22 protein-coding genes and 1 pseudogene are annotated in these 24,128 nt (G+C 71.3%); 11 read left to right on the top strand and 12 right to left on the bottom strand.

The genetic code is table 11. From position 1 onward, the window contains the following. The first annotated feature begins 89 nt into the window (after nucleotides 1-89). The 3 genes from ACIA8K_RS22990 to ACIA8K_RS23000 all read left to right on the top strand — a co-directional run bounded on the left by ACIA8K_RS22990 (nucleotide 90) and on the right by ACIA8K_RS23000 (nucleotide 3,645). Nucleotides 90-1,445 (top strand): short-chain fatty acyl-CoA regulator family protein, encoded by a 1,356-nt coding sequence (locus ACIA8K_RS22990; protein ID WP_396062731.1) that lies wholly within the window; start codon nucleotides 90-92, stop codon nucleotides 1,443-1,445. A gap of 70 nt (nucleotides 1,446-1,515) precedes the next feature. Beyond that, on the top strand, nucleotides 1,516-2,328 hold the full coding sequence (locus tag ACIA8K_RS22995; RefSeq protein ID WP_396062733.1) for a hypothetical protein: 813 nt from the start codon (nucleotides 1,516-1,518) through the stop codon (nucleotides 2,326-2,328). A 57-nt stretch (nucleotides 2,329-2,385) separates the two neighbouring features. Beyond that, nucleotides 2,386-3,645, top strand: a complete 1,260-nt coding sequence (locus ACIA8K_RS23000; RefSeq protein WP_396062440.1) for an EAL domain-containing protein — start codon at nucleotides 2,386-2,388, stop codon at nucleotides 3,643-3,645. Nucleotides 3,646-3,684: 39 nt separating this feature from the next. On the opposite strand, the gene ACIA8K_RS23005 is transcribed toward ACIA8K_RS23000, so the two are convergent. Together ACIA8K_RS23005 and ACIA8K_RS23010 are read right to left on the bottom strand one after the other, a co-directional pair. Further along, nucleotides 3,685-6,498: an AbfB domain-containing protein gene (locus ACIA8K_RS23005; RefSeq protein ID WP_396062442.1), complete on the bottom strand. Its 2,814-nt coding sequence runs from the start codon at nucleotides 6,496-6,498 to the stop codon at nucleotides 3,685-3,687. A 193-nt stretch (nucleotides 6,499-6,691) separates the two neighbouring features. Further along, nucleotides 6,692-9,475: a TIM-barrel domain-containing protein gene (locus ACIA8K_RS23010; RefSeq protein WP_396062444.1), complete on the bottom strand. Its 2,784-nt coding sequence runs from the start codon at nucleotides 9,473-9,475 to the stop codon at nucleotides 6,692-6,694. A gap of 238 nt (nucleotides 9,476-9,713) precedes the next feature. Between ACIA8K_RS23010 and ACIA8K_RS23015 the strand changes: the two genes are divergently transcribed. The 3 genes from ACIA8K_RS23015 (at nucleotide 9,714) to ACIA8K_RS23025 (ending at nucleotide 12,100) form a co-directional block, all read left to right on the top strand. Then, nucleotides 9,714-10,355 carry a dihydrofolate reductase family protein gene (locus tag ACIA8K_RS23015; protein ID WP_396062446.1) on the top strand — a complete coding sequence of 214 codons (642 nt, stop codon included), beginning with the start codon at nucleotides 9,714-9,716 and terminating at the stop codon, nucleotides 10,353-10,355. A 139-nt stretch (nucleotides 10,356-10,494) separates the two neighbouring features. Continuing rightward, nucleotides 10,495-11,067 carry a VanZ family protein gene (locus ACIA8K_RS23020; RefSeq protein ID WP_396062448.1) on the top strand — a complete coding sequence of 191 codons (573 nt, stop codon included), beginning with the start codon at nucleotides 10,495-10,497 and terminating at the stop codon, nucleotides 11,065-11,067. A gap of 109 nt (nucleotides 11,068-11,176) precedes the next feature. Beyond that, the gene (locus ACIA8K_RS23025; protein ID WP_396062450.1) at nucleotides 11,177-12,100 is read left to right on the top strand and encodes a catalase; all 924 of its coding nucleotides are present in this window, start codon (nucleotides 11,177-11,179) and stop codon (nucleotides 12,098-12,100) included. A 6-nt stretch (nucleotides 12,101-12,106) separates the two neighbouring features. On the opposite strand, the gene ACIA8K_RS23030 is transcribed toward ACIA8K_RS23025, so the two are convergent. Both ACIA8K_RS23030 and ACIA8K_RS23035 read right to left on the bottom strand, forming a co-directional pair. Next, nucleotides 12,107-12,748, bottom strand: coding sequence for a response regulator (locus tag ACIA8K_RS23030; RefSeq protein WP_396062452.1), 642 nt, complete (start codon nucleotides 12,746-12,748; stop codon nucleotides 12,107-12,109). Next, a complete protein-coding gene (locus tag ACIA8K_RS23035) occupies nucleotides 12,745-13,890 on the bottom strand; it encodes a sensor histidine kinase (protein WP_396062454.1) in 1,146 nt (381 codons plus the stop codon). The genes ACIA8K_RS23030 and ACIA8K_RS23035 overlap by 4 nt, the downstream gene beginning before the upstream one ends. Before the next feature lie 136 nt (nucleotides 13,891-14,026). On the opposite strand from ACIA8K_RS23035, the gene ACIA8K_RS23040 reads away from it, so the two are divergent. Continuing rightward, nucleotides 14,027-15,073 (top strand): DUF418 domain-containing protein, encoded by a 1,047-nt coding sequence (locus ACIA8K_RS23040; RefSeq protein ID WP_396062456.1) that lies wholly within the window; start codon nucleotides 14,027-14,029, stop codon nucleotides 15,071-15,073. Here ACIA8K_RS23040 and ACIA8K_RS23045 read toward each other — a convergent pair. The 3 genes from ACIA8K_RS23045 to ACIA8K_RS23055 all read right to left on the bottom strand — a co-directional run bounded on the left by ACIA8K_RS23045 (nucleotide 15,066) and on the right by ACIA8K_RS23055 (nucleotide 16,314). Then, the gene (locus ACIA8K_RS23045; RefSeq protein WP_396062458.1) at nucleotides 15,066-15,356 is read right to left on the bottom strand and encodes a DUF1330 domain-containing protein; all 291 of its coding nucleotides are present in this window, start codon (nucleotides 15,354-15,356) and stop codon (nucleotides 15,066-15,068) included. The genes ACIA8K_RS23040 and ACIA8K_RS23045 overlap by 8 nt on opposite strands. A gap of 164 nt (nucleotides 15,357-15,520) precedes the next feature. Beyond that, a complete protein-coding gene (locus ACIA8K_RS23050; RefSeq protein WP_396062460.1) occupies nucleotides 15,521-15,853 on the bottom strand; it encodes a transcriptional regulator in 333 nt (110 codons plus the stop codon). After that, entirely contained in the window at nucleotides 15,850-16,314 is a 465-nt protein-coding gene (locus tag ACIA8K_RS23055; protein WP_396062462.1) for a hypothetical protein, read from the bottom strand. Before ACIA8K_RS23055 ends, ACIA8K_RS23050 begins: the two co-directional genes overlap by 4 nt. A 995-nt stretch (nucleotides 16,315-17,309) precedes the next feature. Between ACIA8K_RS23055 and ACIA8K_RS23060 the strand changes: the two genes are divergently transcribed. Together ACIA8K_RS23060 and ACIA8K_RS23065 are read left to right on the top strand one after the other, a co-directional pair. Continuing rightward, nucleotides 17,310-17,597 carry a hypothetical protein gene (locus tag ACIA8K_RS23060; RefSeq protein WP_396062464.1) on the top strand — a complete coding sequence of 96 codons (288 nt, stop codon included), beginning with the start codon at nucleotides 17,310-17,312 and terminating at the stop codon, nucleotides 17,595-17,597. Between the two features lie 43 nt (nucleotides 17,598-17,640). Further along, nucleotides 17,641-18,354 (top strand): annotated as a pseudogene (locus ACIA8K_RS23065) (NADPH-dependent F420 reductase); the annotation flags it as partial. Nucleotides 18,355-18,430: 76 nt separating this feature from the next. Here the strand turns inward: ACIA8K_RS23065 and ACIA8K_RS23070 are convergent. After that, a complete protein-coding gene (locus ACIA8K_RS23070; protein WP_396062466.1) occupies nucleotides 18,431-18,622 on the bottom strand; it encodes a hypothetical protein in 192 nt (63 codons plus the stop codon). 15 nt (nucleotides 18,623-18,637) lie between these two features. On the opposite strand from ACIA8K_RS23070, the gene ACIA8K_RS23075 reads away from it, so the two are divergent. Continuing rightward, entirely contained in the window at nucleotides 18,638-19,048 is a 411-nt protein-coding gene (locus ACIA8K_RS23075) for a hypothetical protein (protein ID WP_396062468.1), read from the top strand. A 225-nt stretch (nucleotides 19,049-19,273) separates the two neighbouring features. On the opposite strand, the gene ACIA8K_RS23080 is transcribed toward ACIA8K_RS23075, so the two are convergent. After that, nucleotides 19,274-20,731, bottom strand: a complete 1,458-nt coding sequence (locus ACIA8K_RS23080; protein ID WP_396062470.1) for an MFS transporter — start codon at nucleotides 20,729-20,731, stop codon at nucleotides 19,274-19,276. 99 nt (nucleotides 20,732-20,830) lie between these two features. Between ACIA8K_RS23080 and ACIA8K_RS23085 the strand changes: the two genes are divergently transcribed. Further along, nucleotides 20,831-21,457, top strand: a complete 627-nt coding sequence (locus ACIA8K_RS23085; protein ID WP_396062472.1) for a TetR/AcrR family transcriptional regulator — start codon at nucleotides 20,831-20,833, stop codon at nucleotides 21,455-21,457. A gap of 1 nt (nucleotide 21,458) precedes the next feature. Here the strand turns inward: ACIA8K_RS23085 and ACIA8K_RS23090 are convergent, their stop codons facing one another. The 3 genes from ACIA8K_RS23090 to ACIA8K_RS23100 all read right to left on the bottom strand — a co-directional run bounded on the left by ACIA8K_RS23090 (nucleotide 21,459) and on the right by ACIA8K_RS23100 (nucleotide 24,123). After that, nucleotides 21,459-22,055: a hypothetical protein gene (locus ACIA8K_RS23090; RefSeq protein ID WP_396062474.1), complete on the bottom strand. Its 597-nt coding sequence runs from the start codon at nucleotides 22,053-22,055 to the stop codon at nucleotides 21,459-21,461. Further along, nucleotides 22,055-23,719, bottom strand: a complete 1,665-nt coding sequence (locus tag ACIA8K_RS23095) for a hypothetical protein (RefSeq protein WP_396062476.1) — start codon at nucleotides 23,717-23,719, stop codon at nucleotides 22,055-22,057. The genes ACIA8K_RS23090 and ACIA8K_RS23095 overlap by 1 nt, the downstream gene beginning before the upstream one ends. A 98-nt stretch (nucleotides 23,720-23,817) precedes the next feature. Further along, nucleotides 23,818-24,123: a hypothetical protein gene (locus ACIA8K_RS23100; protein ID WP_396062478.1), complete on the bottom strand. Its 306-nt coding sequence runs from the start codon at nucleotides 24,121-24,123 to the stop codon at nucleotides 23,818-23,820. Between the last annotated feature and the right edge of the window lie 5 nt (nucleotides 24,124-24,128).

Genomic DNA, 24,128 nt, shown 5'->3' on the forward strand with positions numbered 1-24,128 from the left:
TCCGCAGTGGTTTGCGAAGTTGCCACACGGCATATTGGCAATGAGGGAAGGAGCTGAGGACCATTACCAAGATCTTCGCCGGGGTACGGCTGCGCCGGTTGCGCGAGGAGCGCGAGTTGAGCCAGACCCAGCTGGCCCGGCACCTCGGCATCTCCCCCAGCTACCTCAACCAGATCGAGCACGACGTCCGGCCGCTTACCGCACCGGTGCTGATCCGCGCGACCGAACTGTTCGGCGTGGACCCGGGCGTGTTCTCCCCGCACGCCACGCCGCAGCTTGTCGCCGCGCTCCGGGAGGCACTGAACGGCGCCGGTGGGATCGCCGGGCTCACCGACTTCGCCACCCGGCTGCCGGACGTGGCGGAGGCGGTGATCGACCTGCACCGGCGGTACCGGCAGGTCGCGGACCAGCTCACCGAGCTGGTCGGGGACCGGGAACGCGTCGGCGGCAGCCCGCACGACCAGGTGACGGAGTTCTTCTACCGGCGGCAGAACTACGTGCCGGACCTGGACGAGGCGGCGGAGGCGCTGGCCGTGGCGATGGGGCTGCGGCGCGGCGGGATCCGGGCCGCACTGCGCGACCGGCTCGCGGAGCGCCACGACATCACAGTCGCCCACGACGATGCGGCGTCGCTCGGCGGTGATCTGCACCGGTTCCGCGCGCAGACGCGCACGCTTCACCTGTCGACGTCGCTGCGGGCCGGGCAGGAGGCGATGCGGATGGCGGCGCAGCTGGCGCTGATCGAGTTCGCGGACGTCATCGACGAGATCGTGGAGGAGGAGCGGCTCGACGACGTGCAGACGCAGATCCTGACCCGGGTCGGGCTGGCCAACTACTTCGCGGCCGCGCTGATCCTGCCGTACGGGCAGTTCCTCGCGGAGGCCGAGCGGCTGCGCTACGACATCGAGCTGCTCACCGAGCATTTCGCGATGGGCTGGGAGAGCGTCTGCCACCGGCTGAGCACGCTGCAGCGCCCGCGGGCCCGGGGCGTGCCGTTCTCGTTCGTGCGCGTCGACCGGGCCGGGAACCTGTCCAAGCGGCAGTCAGCGACCGGGTTCCCGTTCTCGCGTACCGGCGGCACCTGCCCGCTGTGGAACGTCTACGAGGCGTTTGGTGCGCCGGGCCGGGTGGTCACCCAGGTCGCGGCCATGCCGGACGGGCAGCGGTACCTGTGGATCGCGCGCACGATCACCAGGCATCACGGCGGGTACGGCCAGCCGGGCAAGGCCTACGCGATCGGGCTCGGCTGCGAGACCCGGCACGCGGGGCGGCTCGTCTACTCGGCGGGCATGGATCTGCACGACGCGGCCGCGGCCACCCCGATCGGGCCCGGGTGCAAGACGTGCGAGCGGTCGAACTGCCCGCAGCGTGCGGCCGCGCCGATCAACGGCCGCCTGGACCTCGACGAGAACCGGAGCACGTTCATCCCGTACCCGCTGCGATGATCGGTTTCTCAGCACAGTTGACATGAAGGGATTCCTCGTGATCAATGCAGGGATGGACATCGCCCGCCGGATGTGGACGCTCATCGAGCCGCTGCACGCCGTCACCTACTTCACACCGCAGGCCCGCGCCGCCTTCGAGGCCGCCGGGCTGCGCGGCTTCTGGCGTGGCTACTTTGCCGGCCGCGCGGCCCCGCTCGGCGCGGTCGGCGCCGGCCCGGTCGAGGCGACGTTCTTCGGCTTCGCCCCGGCGATGGTCCGCCGCGCGCTGCCTGACGTGTGGAACCGTGCGACACCTGCCGCCGCGCTGATCGCACGCCTGGACGGGGCCCGGGCCTCGCTGTCCGAGGCGCTGCCCGGCGCCGATGTCTCAGAGGCGGCCGCACTGCTGCGCCGGGCCGCCGGCGCCGCACAGTTCCCCGGCCGTCCGCTGGCCGCGGCGAACGCGGATCTGCCCTGGCCGGAGGACCCGCTCGGCACGCTGTGGCACGCCGCGACGGTGCTGCGTGAGCACCGGGGCGACGGCCATGTGGCGGCGCTTCTGGTGGCCGGGCTGGACGGCGCCGAGTCGCTTGTCTGGCGGTCGTCGCTTGACAGCGCGCGGGAGGTGCTGCAACCGGCGCGCGGCTGGACCGACGAGCAGTGGGACGCCGCGGCCGCCCGCCTCGCCGCCCGCGGATGGCTCGCCTCAGGTGCGGCCACCGACGTCTCTCGCGCCGCCCTCGACCAGGTCGAACGGCAGACGGACGCGCTTGCGGCCGGGCCGTGGACCGCGCTTGGCCCGGCCGACACCGCGACGCTCGAGAAGCTGCTGACCCCGCTGTCGGAGGCGGCGCTGCGACTGCTGCCGCACCCCAACCCGATCGGGCTGCCCCGGCGCCCCTGACCGATCCGGAACAGGCCGTTGTCTCAGCTCGGCGGCCCGGCTGCCGATGAGGCCGGGGTGAGCGCCATCCCGGGCCCCTCTCCGCCGCTCGTCGAGGCGGAACCGCGCCTTGACGACCTCCTGCGCGACGGCGCCCTGCACTGTGTCTTCCAGCCGTTCATCGACCTCGACTCGGGTGCGGTGACCGCCTACGAGGCGCTGCTGCGCGGGCCCGCGGCGACCCGGTGGGCGTCACCGCTCACGTTGCTGGACGCCGCGCGCGCCACCGGGCGGCTCGCCGAGCTGGAACAGGCGTCTCTGCGTGCGTCGCTGGCCGGGGCGGCGGCCTCGTCGGCCGGCCAGGCGGTCACCCTGTTCGTCAACCTCGAACCCCGGACGCTCACCAGCCACCTGGACGTCGTGCTCGACGCGCTCGGCAATCGCGCCGAGCACCTGCAGGTCGTCGTCGAGATCACCGAACGGGCGCTGGCCACCGACCTCGCCGGGATGTTGTCCGGCGCCGAGCGGCTGCGGGAGGCCGGCTGCGCCATCGCCCTCGACGACGTCGGCGCGGAACCGGAGTCTCTCGCCTTCATCCCGCTGCTGCGCCCGGAGGTGGTCAAACTCGACCTGGGCCTGCTGCGCACCGTGAAGGACCCGGTCACCGTCACAGTGGCCGGCGCGGTCCGGGCGTACGCGGAGCAGAGCGGCGCCGAGGTGGTGGCCGAGGGCATCGAAACGCCTGACGACCTGACCCGTGCCCTCGTGCTCGGCGCCACCCTTGGGCAGGGATGGCTGTGGGGACGCGGTGAGCGCCAGTTCCCGCGCTCGGTGTTCGCGCCGGAGCGGTTCACGGCACGGGCGATCGGCCCGGCATTGCGTGCCACACCGTACGACCTGGCCGGTTCCCACCGGCAGGTACGCCGGGCGCCGAAGCACCTGCTCATCCCGCTGTCGAAGACGCTCGAGATGATGGCCGTGGAGGCCACGGTGCCGCCGGTGCTGCTCGCCGCGTTCGAGCACGCCCGGTTCTTCCGCCCCTCGACGGTCCAGGACTTCACCCGGCTGGCGGCCCGGCTGCCGTTCGTCGCCGCGCTCGGCGTGGACATGCCCCCGTCCCCGGCGCCGGGTGTCCGCGGGGCGCCGCTGTCACCCCAGGACCCGCTGGCCGGCGAGTGGACCGTGGTGGTGCTCGGCGCGCACACCTGCGGCGCTCTGGTGGCCCGCGACCTCGGTGACGGCGGCCACGACCGGGACCGCGAGTTCGAATTCGTGGTCAGCTACGACCGCAGTCTGGTGACCGCCGCCGCGCACTCGCTTGTCGGCCGCCTGACCTGACGGGCGCCGGGGCGGGTCCTGCCGCCCCGGCGCCTCGGATCACGGTGCCCAGGGTGAGGTGACGGTCCAGCTGCTGTCGGCGGTGAGCGTCAACGGCCGGTTGTAGTCGGCGCCGCCGCCACTGGCGATGAACACCTGCCCGCTGAAGTGCCGCAGGAACGCGCCCGGGATGTTTATCGATTCCAGGGTCACGCCGGCGCTGGACAGGCCCGGGCGGGCGCAGAACGTGGCGTCCGCCGCGAACAGTGCGGAGCCGTCGTTTGCCGCGAGCCGGATCCGGCTGTCGGCGTGCCGCAGGTACTGGCCGGGGACGTTCACCGACTCCAGGGTGTAGCAGGAGGAGTCGGCAAGCCCTCGCCGTACCGTGAAGGTGGCGTCGCTCTTGAGCAGTGCGCTGCTGCCCGAGTTCACGACCTCGGTGTAGCCGAGCCCGCCCGAGTGCCGCACGTAGCGGTCGGTGTACCCCCAGGTGAGCACGCCGAGTGACCGCCGGGTGTCGACGGGCAGCTGCACGGAGCTGCGCCACAGCGCGGGCGCGGACACGTTCCAGGTGGCGTCCGCGGTGAAGCCGGAGGCGGTGTCCCACGCGTTCGCGCCGCCGCTGCGGGCCAGGTAGACCTCGCTGTTGTAGTGGCGCAGGTAGGAGCCGGGGAAATTGGCCGACTCGAACGACGTGCCGCCGGTGGCCAGGCCGGGCCGGGAGCACCAGGTGGCGTCCGCGGCGAACGAGCCGCCGGTGTTCGCGTCGATCCGCACCCGGCTGTTGGCGTGCCGCAGGTAGCGTCCCGGCTGGTTGACCGCCTCGAAGGAGAAACAGCGAGGATCGGAAAGGCCCGCCACGGTACGGAAGGAGGCGTCCTGCCGGGCCAGGTCACCGGAGATCACGTCGGTACGGGCGAGCGAGTCCGCGTGCCGCAGGTACCTGTCGGTGTAGCCGGCCGTGGTGACCTGGAACGACCTGGTCTGGCCGAGCGTGAGGGGCACCGCCGCGTTGAGGTTCTTCGACGCGTTGATCAGGTCGGTGTGCGCGGCACGCACCTGTCCGGTGTCCACCTTCTGCACCTGGCGGTCATAGGTGTAGAGGCCGTTGTACTCCCCCTCCACGTCGGTGATCTCGGTGTAGATCGACGCGGACAGCCCCTTCGTGATCATCAGCTGCCGCACGTCCCGGATCATGCCGGTGAACCTGTCGTTGAGCTGCGCGTTGCCGGTGACCTGCTCGTACGCGAAGAACTGCCCGTTCGGGCTGTACTCGTGGCCGGGCGAGCGCAGCCCGATGCCGCCGAACTCGCCGAGCACCGAGACGCGGGTGCTTGACGGCAGCGGCGCGTCCGGCCCGGTGTAGACGTGCCAGTCGATGATGTCGCCGGTGCCCGGGTCGCCCTTTGACGCGCAGCAGTTGAAGCCGCTGTGCGCGTTCATCAGCCGGGTCGGGTCGTACGCCTTGAGGTCCCGGGTGACGCGCTGGGTGTCGCCGAGCGCCCATTCGCCCCAGCCCTCGTTGAACGGCACGTAGGCGACGACTGACGGGAACGCGCGGTGCTCGTCGATGATCTCCCGCGCCTCCGTCTCGAACTCGGCGATCTGCGCGGCGGTCCGGTTCGCGTCCGCGTTCGGGGTGGAGGGGATGTCCTGCCACACGAGCAGCCCGAGCCGGTCCGCGTGGTAGTACCAGCGCGCGGGCTCGACCTTGATGTGCTTGCGGACCATGTTGAACCCGAGGTCCTTGTGCTTCTGAAGGTCCGAGGCGAGCGCGGTGTCGGTCGGCGCGGTGTAGACGCCGTCCGGCCAGAAGCCCTGGTCGAGCGTGCCGACCTGGAACACGAACTCACCGTTGAGCGTCGGCCGCAGCACCCCGTTGACCATCTTCGTGCCGACCTCGCGCATGCCGAAGTAGCTTGTCACCTGGTCGACCGTGACGCCCGAGGCGTTGCGCAGCGAGACGCGGAGGTTGTAGAGGTACGGGTCGTCCGGCGACCAGCGGCGCGCGTTCGGCACCGGCACGGTGAACTCGGTGAACCCGCCGGTCGCGGAGCCCACAACTGTCGTCCCGGCCAGCGCCTCGGCGAACACCGTGTGCCCGGTGACGGTGCCGCGGGTGAAGACGCGCACCCGGGCGGTGTTCGCGGTGATGTTCGGGTAGATGTCGACCGAGTAGATCGACGAGGCAGCGGTCGGCTCCAGCCACACGGTCTGCCAGATGCCCGAGGTCGGCGTGTAGAAGATCCCGGACGGGTTGTTCGTCTGCTTGCCGACCGGCTGCTTCTCGCCGCGCCCGTCGGTCGGGTCGTACACCCGGACGACGATCTCGTTGGTGCCGCCGTTGAGCGCGTCAGTGACGTCGACCTCGAACCGGTCGTAGCCGCCCCGGTGCGTGGTGACCTGCCGCCCGTTCACCCAGACGGTGGCCTCGTAGTCGACCGCGCCGAAGTGCAGCTGCACCCGCCGCCCGGCCCAGCCCTGCGGCACCGTGAAGGCGCGGCGGTAGAACATCAGGTCACGGTTGTCGTTGCGCATGATGCCGGACAACGCCGACTCCACCGGGTACGGCACCAGGATCCGCTCGGGCAGGGTCTGGCCAAGCGGCGGGGAGGCGTTGCGGTTGACGTTGCCGGAGCCGTCGGTGGCGGGGTTGAGGAACTCCCACTCGCCGTTGAGCGACTGCCAGTCCGGCCGGGTCATCTGCGGCCGCGGGTACTCCGGAAGCGGGTTGGTGGTCGAGACCTGAGAGGTCCACGGCGTGGTCAGCGGCGGGGTCTTGGGGACGACTGCCGAGGCCGGAGCGGCGATCGCGACGATGCCACCTGCGGCCAGCGCGCACGCTGCCAGCAGGCGGATGGTGGGGAGACGCATCGGACTCCTTCACAACCTGGAGGACGAACTGTGGGTGCCGTCACAGCTCACGATGCAACACATTCACTCACCGTCGAACTTTTTCTGTCAATACATTGAAGAAAGTTAACTGATTAGTGGACATCTCTCGATACCCGGCACGAACGGCCCGGCACGCGTTGAGCGTGCCGGGCCGTTCGCTCGTGCGCGGTGGTTACGGCTTCTTCGCCCCGGAGCGGACGAAGACCGGCATCGTGTCGAGCGTGGTCGTCACGGAGGCGGTGGTGCCGCCCGCGTAGCGCTTGCCCGTGAAATAGTCGGTCCAGCTGCTGCCCGGCGGGAACCACACGCTCGTGGTCGCCGTGGCGCCCGGCGTGGTCACCGGGGCGACAAGCAGGTCCGGGCCGTAGAGGTACTGACTGCCGGCCACCGCATAGGCCTCCTGCTCGCCCGGGTACGCCAGGTACATGGCGCGGACGATCGGGGTGCCGGTGCGGGTCGCCTCGGCCGCCGCCGCGTACGTGTACGGCTGCAGCCTCTTCCGCAGGTTGAGGAACGTGGTGGCGGAGGCGTCCGCGGCCGGGCCGTACTGCCAGGGCAGGCGGTCGCTGTGGTTGGAATGCAGGCGGTCGATCGGCTGGAACGTGCCCATCTGCACCCACCGCGCGTACAGGTCGTCCGGCAGCTTGGTGCTGCCCGGCTCCGCACCCGGCTCCTGCAGGCCGCCGGTGTGCCCGCCGATGTCGTGGCTGACCGCGGCCAGGCCGGTCGCGGCGGACTCACCGGGCGTGTAGCCGACCTCGAAGCGGAGCGTCTCCCAGTTGGAGATCGTGTCGCCGGTGAAGTGGAGCGTGGTCCGCTTGTCCGCCCACGGGCCGGTCGCCACCGGCCCCGGGTTGGCGTAGCCGCCGGCCTGCAGCGAACCGTAGGCCCGGGAGAACGCGAACCCGGTCTGATCCGCGTAGACCTGGTTGATCCAGGCGTCCGGGGTGACACCGGCGAGCGTCGAACTGGAGGCGTCGCAGCACCAGTCCAGCCACCAGAAGTCCAGATCCTTCGCGTTGAACTGCTGATGCAGCCAGACGTAGGCCTTGAGCTGGTCCGCGTCGCCCCAGTCGAACGTGTAGCAGTCCGCGCCGCCGTTGCAGCCGGTCTTCTTCAGCTTGCCCTTCGCGATCTCCTGCGCCTTCGCGAAGTGCGGGTCGGTGCCGAGGATGCTCGGGTGGATGTTCAGTCCGGTGTGCACGCCCTGCTTGCGCAGCCGCGCGGCGAACGCGTTCCAGTCCGGCACCCGGGTACTGTCGACCGACCAGCCGTTCCACTTGTCCGGCGCCTTGAAGTCGGTGTCGACGACAAGCACGTCAAGCGGCACGCCCTCGGTCTTGAACCGCGACACGATCTCCTGGAACTCCGCGGCGGTACGGTCGTAGTACTCGGAGTACCAGACGCCGTACGCCCACTGCGGCAGCAGCTTCGTCGGGCCGGTGAGCGTGGACAGCTCCGCAAGCGCGTGCCGGTAGTCCTGGCCGTAGGCGAACACGTAGCCGTCCTGGCCGGCGACCCGGCGCGGGGTCGCGTTCCGCAGCGCGGACGCGGAGTCGTCCACAAGCGACCAGCCGTCCTGGTAGAGCAGGCCACCGTAGGTCCGGGCGCCGCCGTTGACGTTGTCAAGCCCACGCCGGTAGCCGCCGAGCGGCGCGTGCGGGGCAAGCAGCGGCGCGTTGCCCGCGGTCACCGCGACGGTGTCCAGGTTGACGTTGCAGCTGGTGTCCGACGGGCAGCCGAGCGCCACGGTGTTCGTACCGGCCGTCAGCCGCACCCGCACCGCGACGGTACGCCAGTAGTCCCAGCCGCTTGTCGGAGGCAGCGTGGCGGTGACCGGTGCGGCACCGTTCGCCGCGACGGTCATCGTGCGGGTCTGCACCGGCGCGCTGCCGGCCTGCCCGTTCGCGTACCGCAGCTGCACCTGGTAGTCGCCCGCGACCGGCACGCCGGTCACGGTGAGCGCGGTCCCGGCCCCGGCCCGCTCCAGGCCGGCCAGGAAGCCGCTCCCGGAATAGCCGTTGTGGTCGTCGGCGAGCCGCACGCCACCGGACGCCGTGCCGGTGTCGGCCTCGCACACCGTGCCGAACGCGCACGGCTGCGCGGTCACCGGCGCCGGCGTCGGGTACGCCGCACCCGGCGCGACAAACGCCAGACTGTCCACGTTGACGTTTCCGGAGTCGGCGGCGGTGCGCACCACGCTGACCTGGTGCCGGCCCGCGGTAAGCGTCAGCGGCACGGAGGCGAGCGCCCACGTGTCCCAGCTGCCGGTCGGCGGCAGCTGCAGCGTCCCGGCCGCGACGCCGTCGACGGTGACGGTGAGCGTGCGGGTGACGTTCTGGCCGTCCCCGCCGGTGCTGTTCGCGTACCTGACTGTGAGCTGCTGCGCGCCGGTCGCGGTCGCCGCGACGGTCAGCGCGCTGCCGGTGCCCTCGAAGCCTGCCACGAAGCCGCGGCCGGTGAAGTCACGGTGGTCGGTGGCCGTGCTCAGACCGTTGAGCGCGAGCGTCTCCGCCTCGCACAGCACGCCGGGGGCGCAGTCGGGGGCGCCCCAGCCGGCCCACGGCGTGGCGGTGACGGTCTGCGAGCCGGTCTTCAGCCGTACCGTCAGATTGTCCTTGGTGAACGGCCCGGAGCCGACCCGGTAGCGCAACGTGGTCGCGCCGGTGTCGATTGTCAGCCAGCCGCCCGAGACGCGCTGAGTGAACCGGGTGCGGGTGAACTGGTCACGGCCGACCACGTTGAACGTGGCCTGGTCGGTGAACCGGCCGCCGGCCGCGTACTCGGTGCGGATCAGCGTCGGCGAGAGGACCTGGAAGCGAGCGTCGCCGGACGTCACGCTCTGTAGATGTTTGCCTGTGGCCTGGACGGACGAGGACGGTGTCAGCGCGACACCGCCGGCCACAAGCGCCAGAACGGCACCAGCGGCGACCCTCCGTCGAACGAGATCCCGCACCGGGCGTTCCTCCATCGTTACGACAACATCATCGTGGATGCAAAGTTGACACCTGCCCGCAATGGATTGTCAATGGATCATGCGCCTCCCACCCCATGAGGCAGGGCGTCTGCGGCTCCTGCTTCTGAGCGCGTCTGCCCCGCCACGGACGGGCACCAGCCATTACGATCACAGCGTGGCCCGGCGACCGGCAGGGCCGGGGCCGGCTGCGGTCTCCACCCGCGAAGAGAGCGCACAGATGACACGGACCCGCATCCACAATCTCTCCATCTCGCTGGACGGCTTCGCCGCAGGTGAGGGGCAGTCACTCGAGACGCCGATGGGGCATGCCGGGCATCGGCTGCACGGGTGGATGATCGCCACCCGGTTCGGCGCGCCGATCATGGGGCGGACCGGGGGCACGGCCGGCATCGACGACGCGTTCGCGCAGCAGCACGAGCCGGGGATCGGCGCCGAGATCATGGGCTCGCACAAGTTCGGGCCGCCGGGCTGGCAGGACGATCCGGACTGGACCGGCTGGTGGGGGCCGAACCCGCCGTTCCACACGCCGGCGTTCGTGCTCACCCACCGGCCGCGGCCGCCGATCGAGATGGAGGGCGGGACGACGTTCCACTTCCTCGACGCCCCGCCGGCCGAGGCCCTCGACGTCGCGCGGGAGGCGGCGGGCGGGCAGGATGTGCGGATCGGCGGCGGTGCGACGGTCGCCCGTGACTTCATCGCGGCCGGGCTTGTCGACCACATCCACGTCGTGCAGGTGCCGATCGTGCTCGGCCGTGGTGTGCGGCTGTGGGACGGCCTCGAGGCGATGGAGGCCGACTACACGATCGAGGCCGTCTCGTCACCGAGCGGCGTCACCCACCTCACCTTCACCAGGTCGTAAACGGCGGCGGCCCATGATCAGCGCGGCTCGTACCCGATGATCGGCCTTGATCGATTAACTGATGGTGGCTTTATCCGGGCGTCCGTAGCGTCGGCGGTCCGCCACGTGCACCGCACGTGGCCCGGCCTCCGGAGGACCCATGCTGCTCCCACCCTCGTTCGTCGTGCTGTTCGTCGGCTACGCGGCGGCGCTGCTGGTCCTGCTGGTCCTGCTGCTCGCCATCGCCCGGGCGCGCGGGCTCGACAGGTGGTGGGCGGCCGGGACCGCCGTGTCGCTCGCGGTGATTCTGGCGTTGACCGCGCCGGTCGGTGCGCTCGTGGATGACTGGGCGGGTGCGGCGGACGCGTTCGCCCACCGGTTCACGGACCCGGGGGTGCTGGTGCAGGCGCTTGCCGACGTGCACCTGAATGCCGAGCGGCAGGCGAACGTGCTGCTGTTCATTCCGGCCGGGCTGGCGGGTGCGCTGCTGACCCGGTCGTTCGTGCCGGTGGCGGTCGCGCTGTCCGGGTTGTCCTGGCTGATCGAGCTGATCCAGTCGATGTCCACGACACGGTACGGCGCCGCGGAGGACTGGGTCTACAACACGACAGGCGCGCTCATCGGGGTGATGGTAGCGGCGTTGTGGCGGCTGGCCACCCGTTCCCGGGAGGAGACGCCCGCGGAGGACACCACGATCCGGCTACCGGCCGTCCCCGCGCGAGGGGCACGCTGACCGTCGCACGCACCCGCGTCTACGCTGTCGCGCGCGGCCACCGCACGATCCGCAGGCCTACCCACAATCGACAGACGCACCCGGCCGCCCCAGCACCAGGGAGAAGCACGTGTCGGACGCCGACCACCCGACGGTCATCCGCGCCGTCGAGGCGATGGAGAAGCACACCGCGACCGTCCCCGGGTACCGCAGGGCGCACCCGCGCGGCACACACTTCCACGCCACCTTCACCCCGGCACCCGGCGTCGCGGCGCTGACGACCGCGGAGCACCTCACCGGCCCGCCCGTCGCCGCGCTGGTACGGCTGTCCAACGCCTCCGGCAGCCCTTACGCGCCCGACCGCAAGCCGAGCGGCACCGGCGCGACGCTCGGGCTCGGCATCCGCTTCGACCTGCCGTCCGGTGGGCACGCGACCTGGGCCGCGGCAAGCATTTCGGCGTTCCCGGCGCGTACCCCCAAGGAATTTATTCAGATCACCAAACTGCAGAACCCGAAGACCGGCAGGCCCAGCCCGCTGATCCTGGCGCACATCGCCACCCACCGGCACATCCTGCCCGGCATCAGGGCGATCGCGAGCCTTCCGGTCGCGGCCAGCTTCGCGACCACCCGCTTCAACGGGCTGCACGCGTACTTCCTGGTCGCGCCGGACGGGTCGAGGCGCGCGTTCCGCTACCACTGGCTGCCCGACGCGGGAGAGGCGGCCCTTGATGAGACAGAGCAGCGCCCAGCGCAGTACCTGGTCGACGAGATCCACAGACGCGGGGCGGCATCCTGGTCGCTTGTGTTCACGCTTGCGGAGCCCGGCGACCCGACCGACGACGTCACCGCCGTGTGGCCGGACTCCCGGGAGACGGTGACGGCGGGCTCGCTGCGACTCGGGGCCGCGGTGGAGGACGAGGCAGCGGTCGAGGCGACGGTCTTCGACCCGGCAGGTGTCGTGCCCGGCATCGAGCTGTCCGGCGACCCGATCCTTCGTTTCCGGTCCCAGGTCTACTCCGAGTCGTTCGCCCGGCGCACGCACGAGACCTCGTAGCGGCGGTCAGTCCCGGGGGCGCAGCCCGGCGCGATGGCCGAGCAGCGCGGCCTCGGTGCGGTTCTCGCAGCCCAGCTTGATAAGCAGCCGCGACACGTAGCCCTTCACCGTCGCCTCGGACAGGTGCAGGCGGTGGGCGATCTGCTGGTTGGAGCGGCCGGCACCGAGACCGGCCAGCACCTCCGCCTCACGGCCGGTGAGTGAGGCGATCAGGTCACGGGCCTGCCGGCGGTCGGCGGTGTCGCCGAGCAGCCGCTGGGTGGCCACCGGCGACAGCACCGTGTGCCCGGCCGCGGCGACCCGCACCAGGTCGACCAGATCCTCCGGCGCGGTCGACTTGAGCAGGAACCCGGCCGCGCCGGCCCGCAGCGCCCGCAACACGTATTCGTCCAGGTCGAACGTGGTGAGCGCGACGACGCGCGGCGGCGCCGGGAGTGTCACGACGCGCTCGATCGCGGTCAGTCCGTCCACGCCTGGCATGCGCAGATCCATCAGCACCACGTCCGGCCGCAGGCGCACGACGGCCTCCACCGCCTCGGCCCCGTCGTAGGCCTCCCCCACCACAGCCATCCCGGGGGCGGCGTCAAGGATCGTGCGCAGATGCGCGCACACCATCCGCTCGTCGTCGACCACGACAACCCGGATCACAGAAAAGCCGCCGTGGGTACGTAGGCGGGCAGCGTCGCCCGGACCGAGAAACCGCCGTCCGGCGTGGCCGCGGCCGCGAGCGTCCCGCCGACCATCTCCACCCGGTGGCGCAGCCCGTCCAGGCCGGTACCGCCGCCGGCCGTGGCCAGGTCCGGTGCGGGCGCGCGGCTCGGGCGGGTATTGGCGACCGCCACCCGCACGCCGGCGCCGTCATAGCGCACCGACACGTCCACGTCCGCACCCGGCGCGTGCTTGCGCACATTGGTCAGCGACTCCTGCACCACACGGAACAGGGTGCGCCGCACGGCCGGCGCGACCGTACCGGGATCGCCGTTCTCGGTGAGCCGCACGTGCACGCCGACCGCCCGGGACTCGTCCACGAGCGCGGCCAGCTCCGGCTCGTCGGCCGGAGCGGTGGTGGTCGTGGCCACCGGGCCACCGGTGCGCAGCACGCCGACCAGGTCGCGCAGCTCCGCGAGCGCCTGGCAGCCGGCCGCCCGCAGCTCCTCGGCCGCGGCCCGGGCCGCCGGGTCGGTGGTGCTCACCCGCAGCGCGCCGGCCTGCAACACCATCAGGTTGAGCCGGTGGGTGACCGCGTCGTGCATCTCGCCGGCCAGCCGGACCCGCTCGTCGGCCCGGGCCTGTTCGGCGAGCAGGAGCCGTTCCCGTTCGGCGCGTTCGGCGCGGTCGGTCAGCTCGGCGACCAGGCTGCGCCGGGCGCGGAAGTAGAGGCCGAGCAGCGCGGAGAAGAGCATGACGGCCGGCGCGGTGAACGGGTCGTCGATCGCCCACGCCTGCGCCCCGGCCAGGAACGCCACGATCAGCGCGGTGATCACGGCCCACTGCTTCCACCTGCGGCCGGCGCCGTGGGCGGTGACGGCGTACGGAATCAGCAGCGCGGCCCAGGCCGGCACGAACAGGCTGATCGCCGCGATCACCGCCGCCGCGGCGTAGGGGTGCCGGCGGCGGGCCAGCAGGACCGCGGCGGCGCACACCTCGGCGAGCACGTAGATCCAGGCCGGCGCCGCGACGTGCTTGGTGGCGAGGTCCGGGTCGGCGAGTTCGAGTCCGCTGCCGATCACCGCGGCGACACCGGCCACCACCAGGTCGGCGGTGACCCGTAACGCCCGGCCGCGGTCCATGATGTGCAGGCTAATCGAGCGCGCGACGGGTGGCATGCCGTCGCGACGAAGGGACCCCCGCGTGCGACGAAAGTATCGAACGGTCACTACCTTCTCCGCCTGACCGGGCGCCCGCCGGTGCGCTGGAATCGACGGTATGGATCGAGCGACGCCAGTTGACGACGTGTCCACCGCCGGGCCGCGTATCCACGCGCTTGACACACTGCGCGGGTTCGCGCTCTGCGGCATCCTGATCATCAACATCTATCAGCAGGTCGTGTTCCGTGGCGCGGCGGCCGGCACCGCGGGCCGGATGCCGGAGGCCGTGCAACTGCTGTTCTACGAGCGGTTCTATCCGATCTTCTCGATCCTGTTCGGCGTCGGCTTCGGCATCTTCCTGCGGCGGGCCGCGCTGCGCACCGGCCGGCCCCGGCTCGTGCTGGCGCGCCGGCTGGTGATCCTGCTGGTCATCGGCCTGCTGCACTTCCTGCTGCACCCGGGTGAGGCACTGACCGCGTATGCCCTGGCCGGGCTGCTCGTGCTACTGCCGCTGAGTTACCTCGGAGGCCGGGTCGCGCTCGCGGTCGCATTGGTGCTGCTGTTCATCGGCGCGCAGCTGGTCGTCGGGTACGGGCCGATCCCGGGGCTGCTCGCGCTCGGCTACGCGCTGGCGATGCTCGACGTGCCGGCCGCGCTCGAACGCCGTACCGGCAGGGTGGCCGTCGCATTCGCCGTCTTCGCCACGCTTGCCGCGGCCTGGATCGCCCTGCGGCTGCGTGACGTCGCACCGCCGTTCGTCAACGTCGTCGGCGGCCCGGGTGGCGGCGTGAGCCTGCTCGGGCCGCTCGCCGGGATCGCCACCGCGCTGGCGTACTGCTGCGGCCTGCTCCTGCTCCTGCGCACACCGATCGGCCCGGGCCTGTCCGCGTTGCTGTCGCCGATGGGCCGGATGGCGCTGACGAACTATCTGAGCGCGACAGTGCTGTTCCTGCTCGCCGGCCCGCCACTCGGCATCGACAGCACCGGCGACCTGCCCGCGATCATCGGCCTGACCGCCGGCATCATCACCGTCCAGGCGGCGTGGAGCATCCTGTGGCTGCGCCGATTCCGGTACGGCCCGGCCGAGTGGGCCTGGCGCTGCCTCACCTGGTGGCAGCGCGCACCGATCCGCCTGCCACGGCCGGGCGCCGGCGCGGTCAGCTGACGCCGTCCACCACGATGGCACTGACCGTGGCGTGCTTGCGGCGCAACTCCTTCAACGGCTCGTACTCCGCCGAGTTCCAGAACCGCTGGACGGTCTCCCGGTCCGCGAACTCGTACATGACCACTCTGGACGGTGCCCAGCCGCCCTCCAGGACCAGCGGGTCACTCGACGCAGCGAGGCGGCGGCCCCCGGCGGCCTCGATCATCGGCACAACCTGACGGCCGTACTCCTGGAATCCGGCCGGGTCGGTGATGTCGAGATCGATGACGAGATAAGCGGTCACGGCGGCCCTCCTGTCACGCGGGGATGTCGCGGCCGAGCCTAGCGCTGCAACGACGTGGAATGCCGGGCTGCCGGGCTGCGGCGAGGCCCGGACGCGCGCCGCAGAAAGCCCACATACAAGGGCGTCCGCGCCTCGCGCCGCCCCCAGGTCGATACAACACCTGGTCACAGGTTCGCGGCGATCTGCTGAAGCCTGGCGATGTGCGCACGCAAAGCGGACCGGCCGTCGGCGGTGAGGTTCAGCCAGGTGCGCGGGCGCTTGCCGACATGTCCCTTGCGGACCTCGACGAACCCGGCGTCGGCGAGCTGACTGACACGTTTGGACAGCGTCGAGTCGGTGACGCCCGTGAAATCCCGGACGAAGCCGAACTCGGCCCACTCGAGCCCGGCCAGCGCGCCCATGATGGACAGCCGGGTCGGGTCGAGCAGCAGCGGATCCAGGCGGGCGCCGCCGTCCCCGTCCGGGGGCGGCGGCGCCACGGCGTCGGGCGAGGTCACGACAGCGCCGGCGGGCGGCGGAGCACGCGCCGCTGCCACCACGGGCCGGCGACCGCCACCAGCAGCCCGCCGACCACACCGACCACGGCAGGGAGGTGTGCGATGTGCAACCGCGACGCGAGCAGCACGGCCACGACCACAAGCGCGCCGAAGATGATCGCGACGACGATGCCGCCTGTGGTCAGCGGACGCCGGACGCGGGCCGGCCGGCCGAACAGCGCGCTCCCCCACCGGGTGGTGCTGAGCACTGTGGCGAGCAGCAGCACACCGGTTATCCAGGAGCCCCAGTCGGCGGCGAAGCCCGGGAACAGGTCATAGATCACGCCGAGGGCGGCGACGAACACCCCGGCGGCGATCCAGGTCCACAGCGGCCAGCCGGACTCGGCCGTGGCCTGCTGCTGGTGCTGCTCGAAGTCGCGCAGCGTGCGTGCGGCATCGTCGGGCGTGGGTGTCGATGACATCATCCGTCTCCACTTCCGTCGTTTCATTCTGATCAAGCAAGTTACTTTCCTCACCGGAAACAGTACTGTGCACTTTCTACTCCGGCAAGTACTTGCCGGAGCGAGACCGGATCTGGTTCTTCTCGCTCTGCGGGTGGTGCGGCCCGCACGCTCCGACTCTGGTGCCCATTCGCGTGCGGTGGTCTGGGGCACGACGATCGAAGGGCTGACATCGCGGCCAGGAATGTGGCGGGCCGGTCCGGCTGGTCGACTGTCCGACGGCACGCAGGGGGCAGCGCGGCCGCCGTCTGAGCGGCGGCGGCTGGTCAGGGCGGCTGCGGTCTGGGCGTCGGCACCCGGCAGCGGGTGTAGCGGAAGGCTGGTTGACCTCGGCCTGGATGGTCGCTAGGGCCGGCACCGAAGCAGAGACGGCAGTTGACCTCGGCCTGGGTGGTCGCCAGAACCGGCACCGAAGCAGAGACCGCGGATGACCTCGGCCTGGGCGGCCGCCAGAACCGGCACCGAAGCAGAGACCGCGGATGACCTCGGCCTAGGTGGTCGCCAGAAACCGGCACCGAAGCCAAGACAGCAGATGACCTCGGCCTGGGCGGTCGCAAGAACCGGCACCGAAGCCAAGACAGCAGATGACCTCGGCCTAGGCGGCCGCAAGAACCGGCACCGAAGCCGGGAGCTTCGGTCGATCTTGGCTCTCGTGTGTCGCCACAGCCAGTTGGGCGCTCCGCACCGAGATTGGTTCATTGCTCGGGATCTCGCGTCCAGACGGGATGCAAGATCCTTGCGGCTCTGGTGGCCCCTATCCGAGCGAACCGATCAGTACAAAAATGTGTTAGGTTAGGCCAACCGAACGGTATAAAAGTCGAGTCCGCGGTTCAGCGGAGCCCGCACCCCCGGGAGAGGCATGACCGCCACACTCCACACCTCACCAACCATGCCTATCGGGTACGAGACCGCAGTCCAACCTGGTCCGCAGGCCGCCGCATCCCCCGCCGCCCTCGATGCGCCCGGGTACCTCCTGTGGTGAGCGCGCGGACGGACGCCCACCCGCGGGTGGCGACGGGACCGCACGGCGAGTCCCCGGCCGGTTCGTCCTAAGCCGTGAGCTGGACCGGCTGGAGCAGATCGGTGGGCTCATCGTGATGGTGTGCAACATCGGGATAGCACTCGGCGCGGTCGGCGGTGGTGTCCTTGTCGACGGGGTCTCGGCCGGGACGCCGCTCGCGGTCGGTGGTGTCACGGCCGTCGCCGGCGGCGCAATCCTGGTGACCCTCAGGCGGCGGCGCTGAGACTCGTCGCGGCCGCACTCGTCGCCGCTCCACAGGCAGCAGAACACACTCGACCCAGGGGGTACGCATGACCACCATCGGTATTCTCGGCGCCGGCCAGGTAGGAGCCACGCTGGCCCGGGTCGCAATCGCGGCCGGGTACGACATCGTGATCGCCAACTCGCGGGCCCCGGAGACACTGGCGGAGCTGATCGGCCGGCTCGGCCCGCGGGCGCGGGCCGCACACCCGGCGGAGGCCGCGGCGGCAGCCGACTTTGCGGTCACCGCCTTCCCGTACCGGCCCGGCGACCGGTTGCCGGTCGAACAGCTCGCGGGAAAGGTCGTGCTGGACACGAACAACTACATGGTCTGGCGGGACGGCAACTATCCCGCTGTGGACTCAGGTCGCAGGACCGTCCACGAGTTGCGTCAGGAGCAGCTGCCCGCGTCCAAGGTGGTGAAGGCGTTCACAAACGTCCAGTTCCATGCGCGCTCCGAGATCACGGTGCCCGATGACGCGCTGCCCGCCGTGATCCGCCTGGCCAGACCCGCGGGCGCACCCGACCGTAAGGCGCTGGTCGTCTCGAGCGACCACCCGGAGGCCGTCGAGCTCGTCACCCGGTTCTACGACGAGGCCGGTTTCGACGCGGTCGACAACAGCCCGCTGAGCGAATCGTGGCGCAGCACCCCCGGCACGCCGATGTGGCCGCTCTTCGACGGGCAGAGCCGCAAGGAGCTCATCGACAACCTGCGGCGCGCACGGCGCATCGTTCGCTGAGCGCGCGGGCACCACGCGGTCTCCGGCCGGTGCGGCCGGGACCTGCCGTCACCTCGTCACAGCCTCGTTCCCGGAGTCAGGCTCCCGGCGGGCGCCTGACCGCGGCCGTGGCGCGGATGTGGGTGCGCTCGCCCTGGCTGCCGAGCAGTGCGAGAAGCTCGGCCGGCCGCACGCCCGCGGTACCGAACCAGTGCGGCACCCGGGTGTCGAACTCGGCGGCCTCACCCGGCTTGAGCAGCAGCTCCCGCTCACCGAGGACCAGCCGCACCGCTCCGTCGAGGACGTGCGGCCGGAGACCGTGCTTCTTCCGCCGCTCGTCGCGCAGGCGCGTACCAGCGGAGTCGTGCGGGTCGTTGGTCCGGGCCTCAACCGCTGGTCGAACGTGCACGTCGACGACATGGCCGACCTGTACGCCAGGGCGCTCACCGACCCGGCCGCGACCGGCTTCTATTTCGTCGAGGGCGGCGATGCGTCGTTCGGTGAGATCGGAGCCGCGATCGCCGGCCGGCTCGGCCTCGGGCCGGTGCAGCCCTGGAGCCTCGACGAGGCCGCGCGGGCCTGGGGTGCAGGACTCGCCCGATTCGCGCTCGGATCGAACAGCCGGGTCCGCGCGACCCGGGCCCGGCAACTCGGCTGGACGCCCGCACACGCCTCCATCACGACCTGGATCCGCGACGGCATGACGATCGGCTGATCCCGGCCGGCCCGCGCCCCGGCGGGCGCGGGCCGTTCGCGGCTGCTCCATGAACCGGCTCTACTCGGTGGCGTGATGCGGACCGCGTCGCCGTCCTTGACGACGTTGCAGCGGTGACCCGGAGGCTCGGCAGACCGCCGAGACCCGTACCGCCGCATGGGGTTCCCTGTCGAACGCACGGATGCCGCCTCGTCCGATGCCCTCCACGACTGGGGAGGCGCCCGATCAACGCGGGGCCGGAACGTCCAGACCAGCCGCCCCGAGTACGTCGTCGGCCTCAACCTCCTCCGCGGTGAGCTTCGGCTCGCGCACCCGGGGCAGCGCCCAGGCGACTGTGGCGGCGGCGATCGCGGCCAGGGCGGCACCGACCACGAAGACGGTCACGAGCTGGGACTCCCGGGGCAGCGGCAGCGGTCCCGGGATCGGGTTGCGGGTCATCATGGTGACCACGAACGCGGTGCCGAGTGACATGCCGACCGAGCGTGCGATCGAGTTCACGCTGTTGGCGATGCCGGTCTCGGCGGGCGCGACGTGCGCGACGAGCAGGGCGGGCAGCGCGGCGTACCCGAAGGTGACACCCGTGTTGACCACGAGCGCGCCGAGGATGACCTCCCAGGTGGCGGCGTGCAGCACCGCAAGCATGGCGAAGCCGGCGCCGGCCACCGCGGCCGCGATGACGAGCGTGGCCTTGGCGCCGAAGCGGGCGACCAGCCGGCCGCCGACCGGGGCGGTGATCACGCCGAGGGCCGTGCCCGGCAGAAGGTAGACGAGGCTTGCGGCGAGCACTGACGCGCCGAAGCCGTAGCCGGCGACCGCGGGCGGCGTCTGGACAAGCGCGGACACGGCGAGGAAGACGGCGAACATCGAGAAGCCGAAGAACAGGCCGGCCGCGTTGGCGACCACGATCGGCCGGTGGCTGAGCATGCGCGTGCTGACCAGCGGGTACGTGGCTCGCCGCTCGAACAGCACGAACGCGGCAAGTACGACGACCGCGGCGGCGAGCAGGCCGAGCACCCGCACCGAGCCCCAGCCCCAGTTGTTGCCCTCCTCGAGCGGCAGGAGCAGCAGCACCAGGCCCAGCCCGAGCAGGAGCGCGCCGGTCCAGTCGAGGCCGCCGGTGGCCACGCCCGCGCGGCGGGGCAGCAGCCACACGCCTGCCATGCCGATCGCGGTCAGCGCGGTGGCAAGCCAGAACAGCCGGTGGTAGTCGCCGCCGTGCTGCATCAGCAGCCCGGTGACCGCGAGGCCGAACCCGGCGCCGACCGACAGCATGCCGCTGACCATGGCCATCGCGCCGGTCAGCCGGTGCGGTGGCAGTTCCTCCCGCAGTACGCCGATGGCAAGCGGGAACAGGCCGAAGGCGGACGCCTGGGCGACCCGGCCGGCGAGCAGCAGCGGGAGGCTTGAGGTGGTGGCGGCGAGCACGGAGCCGAGCAGCACCAGGGTGAGCACGCCGAGCATCACGGGGCGGCGGCCGTAGAGGTCGCCGAGGCGGCCGAGCATCGGGGTGAGCACGGCGGCGGCGAGCAGGTTCGCGGTCACCACCCAGCTGGCCGCGCTTGTCGTGACGCCCAGGTCGGCCTGGATGGTGGCGACGACCGGGACGACAAGGGTCTGCAGCGCGGAGACGAGCAGCACCGCGTAGCAGGCGACGGGTAGTGCGAAGCGTGTTCCAGAGGGCATGGACCTGAACGTAGACTCGCCGCCGACAGTTTTCAACACCGTGTCAAAAATAAGAGATGTGGCGTCAATTAACTTCGGCGGACTGTTAGAGTCGACGCCGTGCCAGCCATCCGAAGCCGCCGTGCCCCCACCAAGGGCGACCAGCGGGAGCAGGCCCTGGTCGACGCCGCCCGGACCGTCTTCCGGGACAAGCCGATCGGCCAGGTCACGATCGACGAGCTGGCCGGCGCCGCCGGCATCACCCGCTCCGGCTTCTACTTCTACTTCGAGTCCAAGCCCGCGCTGCTCGCCGCCCTCGTCGACCAGCGCCTCGACGAGGCCGACCTGGAGATGGCCGAGTGGCTCGACTCCGACGGGATCGACCGTGCCGCGCTGCGCCGCGCCCTGGCCGCCGGGCTGGCCCGGTGGAAGGTCGACGGCCGCTGGCTGCGCGAGGCCTTCGTCGCCCCCGACCCCGGCCCCGAGGTCACCGAGGTCCGCGACCGGCTGGTCGACCAGGGCTGCTCCCTGTTCAGCAAACGCATCGAGCGCGACGCCCGCGCCGGCCTGACCGTGGGCGGCCCACCCGAACTCCTCGCCAAGATGGCCGTCCACCTGCGCAGCGCCATGTTCGCCGACGTCTACGCCAACCCCGGCGAGTTCAACGAGGACACCCTCCTCGACACCCTCACCGACGCCATCCTTCGCCTCATCTACGGCACCGACCCCGGCAACGCCACGCCGTAGCTCAGCGCAGCGAGATGCGGAACCTGGCCTGTTCCGCCGGGCGGACCCGGACGGTGCCGTCCGGAGCCTGGTCGAGGACACCAGCACGGCGGCAGGTGTCCAGGAAGTCCGCGAACTCCAAGCGGGAGAGCTGGTCGCGGATGGTCGGCGAGAGCATGGCGTACAGGTCGGCCGGGGTCATGCCGCCGTCCAGATCGGGGCTGCCGACGAGGTCCGCGAGAATCTCCTGCTCGCTGGCCTTGAGAGTGACGCGGCGGACGTCGAACAGCAGCGGGATGACCGCTGTGGCCACCGCGGCCGGAAGCTGGGCGGCACCGAGAACTGTGAGTAGCCCGCCGAGGAACGCCGTGGCGACCATGGTCTGCGTCGCGGCCCGGCTCAGGTCGATCTCCCATCCGCCGGCTTTGAACTCCAGATCCGTACCCCCGGCGGTGGTGCTGTCGGCTGTTGCCTCGATCGACTGAAGGAAGCCGGTGCGGCCACGGCGGGTGGTGAAGGAGTCCGGGAAAAGCCGGCGCCACAGGTTATCCAGGTCGTCCCGGGACACCGGGCCGCTCTCCTGGTCGAGGCGGGTCATGACGAATTCTTCGAGCTGCATCAGCCGTCGTCCTTGCGTGTCATCGAGCCGGGATGGGGATAGGCGGACAGGTCGAACGACGTCTCCTCGGCCAGCAGGTGGCTGACCGTCCGGCCGATCATGTCGGCGTCGTCGGTGAGGACTGCGGCATCCTCGCCGACGGACGGCAGCTGCCGCAGGTAGCGCACCAGGACGTGGCTGGTGACGGCGCTGCACAGCAGCAGGACGGGAAACCGGCCGGAACCGACGCGGAACGCCAGGACATCCGCCGGGTACCGGTCATCGTCGCGAATGCCCCCAGCTGCGTAGGCCACCGCGTCGCCCTCGCGCTGCCACAGATCCAGTTGCTGGAACGGCGAGAGGTCGAACAGCGCGGTCAGCCGGGTCCGCAGCAGTGGCGGCGACCAGCGTCGCCGCCAGTCGTCGTCCCCGAGACAGCGCAGCGACACGTTCGCATACACGCCAGTTGCGGAGACCAGCGTCGCGAGCTGGTCCGGGTCGCTGAGCAGCACCATGTCCAGCAGCCCGGACCCGGCATCGCCTGAACGGGTCGCGACGACCGGCGCGGCGCCCAGCGCCTCGAGGACCTCAACGTCGGCGGGCGCGAAACGGAACTGCTCAAGGAGCCGGAACGCCGGGCGTACCGTGCAGAAGATGTAGGTCTTGTCGCCAGTCGTGGAGAGCAGGCGGGTGTGCTCCGGCCGGGTCAGTTCCTCCAGACGCGCGAGCCGGACCTGGCGGGGCGTCTCACGCACGACGAGTCGCTCGCGGCGCCACATCTCGTAGGCCTCCTCGTCGACCGTCCGCTCGTCAGTAGACGGTATGAGCAGGCCGGCGGTGTGCGGGGCGTGCCGTTCCACAGCCTCGATGAGTGGGGAGATGAGGTGCCGGTGCCCGTCGTACGACAGGGTGGCGGCACCCTCTTCGGCGAGCAACGCGCGGACCCGGTCGTGGAGCAGCACCGCACAGGTATGCCAGGAGTCCGAATAGGCGCCGTCGTACGTCTCCGCACGCAGGGCCGGATCGTCCAAACTCGCCTGCAGCACCGCCGATGCCGGGGAGCCGGCGAGGGCCTCCGCGCACTCGGCCCACGCCGTCCGCCAGAAGTCCTCGCCGGCCCGCGCGTGCAGCAGGGAGAAGCGCTCGTCCGGCCGGTCCAGGCGTCCTACGCCGCGCCAGGCGTCCGCGGTCAGGTCCCGTTCCAGCAGGTGGGCCAGACCGTCAGACTGCATGCAGGCACGGACGGCTGCCTCGATCATCAACTCCTTCCGGCGATCACTGTCGGGCAGATGCGGGACCAGGTCGCTCGCGTTGCGGTACCACGACTGGTAGTCCCGGTAGCCGCGCAACAGGTCCAGGTCTCCACCACCGACCAGCCAGATGCTCCCGAACGTCGCGAAAGCCTCGTGGATCTCACGCCCGCCGTCGACAAGCCGGCGCAACGCCTGTCTGTACTCGTCCCCGGCGTGCCTGCTCAGCAGGGCGTACCCGGCGAGCGCCATCCCATAGGCGGTTGTGTCGTTGAGGACGGCGTGCAGTGCCTCATGCACGGTGACGAGGTGCCCGCCCGGAGAACCGGCGTCGTCGCCGCGGAGCGCGACCGCCCAGGCGTCGACGTTGTTGTAGGCGCCCTCGCTCCGGCCGGACGCGCCGGAGAGCAGCAGATCGGTCAGATGGTCACTCACCCCGAAGCCCTCCGGTGACGAACGGAACACCCTCCGCACCGACCGTACCCACCACCGGACCGGAGTCGGGTCCACCGGCCGGGTGACACCTGGGGCGGCTACGCCGTCTTTCTCGGCATCGAGAGCGCGGCCACGGTCATCAGCACCGCCGCCACCGCGACCGCGGTGAAGACCCGGAAGGTGGCGGAGACGATCGTGTCGAAGTCGTGTTCGCCGGCGCCGGCCGCGATGGTGCTGGTGGCGATCGCGCCGAAGACGGCGACGCCGATGGCGCTGCCTGCGGTACGGGCGAAGATGGTGATGCCGGTGACGACTCCGCGCTGGTCCCAGTCGACCGAGGACTGGGCGGCGATGAGCGTGGGGACGGCGGTCCAGCCGAGGCCGAAGCCGATGACCAACGTCATAGGCG

It is taken from the genome of Catenuloplanes sp. NPDC051500, from assembly GCF_044454585.1.
Taxonomy (GTDB): Bacteria; Actinomycetota; Actinomycetes; order Mycobacteriales; family Micromonosporaceae; genus Catenuloplanes.